This is a genomic window from Microcoleus sp. (genome assembly GCF_049646505.1).
GTDB lineage: Bacteria > Cyanobacteriota > Cyanobacteriia > Cyanobacteriales > Microcoleaceae > Microcoleus.
The window spans coordinates 1-1815 of sequence record NZ_JBARVX010000662.1 but is presented as its reverse complement, the minus strand read 5'-3'; the positions used below and the strand labels follow the sequence as shown (position 1 = coordinate 1815).

Here is a 1815-nt window from a genome sequence, read left to right as displayed (position 1 = left end):
GGCGGATAAAAGTCTTTAGACGGCACATCGCAAACTAACTCGCAGTCTGCTAAATATTGTACTCGCACCGACAAAGCGCCAAAAGCTGTCGAACCAGGTTTGGCGTAAAGCCTTTGGGCGACTTCTTTCTGCACTAACAGCACGATCGCATCGAAGGGTTTAGCAGCAGGCGCAGATATTGTTCCCAGCAGTTTTTGCAAGATCGGGCCGGTGATATTGTAGGGAATGTTGGCAACAACTTTATTGGGATTTTGGAATTTTGGAAAGGCTGTTAGTTCAGCATCTAAGTTTATTTCCAGAAAATCGCCTTGTAGCAGTAAAAAGTTGTCGGTTTTGCCGAGTTGCTTGGCTAGTTTGAGGCACAAATCTCGATCGATCTCCACAGCAACGACAGACTGAGCCGCAGCCAGCAAGCGCCGAGTCAGAATCCCCGTACCAGGCCCGATTTCCAAGACGCGATCGCCCTGCAAACTCGCTGCTTTAACAATCTTATCTAAGGCTTTCTCGCTTTTGAGCCAATGTTGAGCAAACTGTTTCCGGGGTGTGGTCGATCGCATTTTTTGAATTATTGCAGAAATCTTAGCCTGCCATTCTACCACAACCTCATATTTTTTCCCAACTTACAGTCATGTTGATTTTTGTTAACAGGGGTTGAATTAACCAAAAAACTTGGGCACTATAAAAGGAGCAACGATAAAAAATAAATTTATTTCTTCCCAATTACCAGCAGGATACGGAAGTCACGGATAAACAGATAGCTGTTTTTCCAAATAACCAATAACAACTAACAAATAACAAATAACAAATAACCAATTCGCAGTTACCCAAAAATGAACTTCCAACGAATATTTGGTACATTACCCAAAACCCAAGCCAGCGCGCCCGGAAGAGTAAACCTGCTGGGCGAACACACAGACTACAACGACGGATTTGTACTTCCGACGGCAATTCCCCAGCGCACAACAGTACAAATCGGCTTGAGCAGCGACGATCGACACCATTTTTATTCAGCAGAATATGACGAGCTCATAAATTTTTCAGACGACGATACGATACCGCAAACATTCGCCACTTATATCTGCGGCTGCATCAGACTTGTAGAAAAAGAAGGATACAAAATACCGCCAATAAATTTGTACATTACCTCCAATGTGCCGATCGGAGTCGGTTTATCCAGCAGCGCGGCTTTAGAAATAGCAACCCTCAGAGGATTGCGCGCACTTTTGAACCTTCCTCTAGACGACGTGCGACTTGCTCAAATCGGACAGCTAGCCGAAATCCGGTATGCCGGCTTGAAATGCGGCATCATGGATCAAATGGCATCGAGTTTAGCAGACACCAACACCGTGCTATTTCTCGACACCCGCACCCTCAAATACCGCCCGCTACCTTTTCCCGCAGGGACAGAAATTTTAGTGATTGACAGCGGGGAAACCCGCAAACTAGCAGCCGGAAGCGGCTATAACAAACGGCGCGCTGAGTGCGAGGAATCCGCCCGGATATTGGGAGTTAAAGCTCTCAGAGATATCGCCGATCCCAAAGCAGTCGAAGTGTTGCCAGAACCTCTCAAAAGGCGAGCGCGCCACGTCGTTACCGAAAACAAACGGGTGCTGCAAGCGGTAAAATCTTTTTCAGCAAAGCGTTTGGGCGAGTTAATGAATGCTTCCCACGCAAGTTTGCGCGACGACTGCGAAGTTTCAGTGCCGGCAGTAGACGCGCTGGCGGCAATCTTGCAGTCAATCCCCGCAGTCTTCGGCGCAAGGCTGACGGGCGGAGGTTTTGGCGGTGCTTGCGTGGCGCTGGTTGAGAGCGGCA

The 1815-nt window shown here is 47.9% G+C and carries 2 protein-coding genes; one reads left to right on the top strand and one right to left on the bottom strand.

The features are described 5' to 3' along the window. Nucleotides 1–557: 16S rRNA (adenine(1518)-N(6)/adenine(1519)-N(6))-dimethyltransferase RsmA (gene rsmA / locus WBA89_RS30250; protein WP_424411369.1), on the bottom strand; the 557-nt coding region annotated here is incomplete at its 3' end. Nucleotides 558–830: 273 nt separating this feature from the next. On the opposite strand from rsmA, the gene galK reads away from it, so the two are divergent. Then, the coding region (gene galK, locus WBA89_RS30245; protein WP_424411368.1) for a galactokinase at nucleotides 831–1815 on the top strand (985 nt) is incomplete at its 3' end.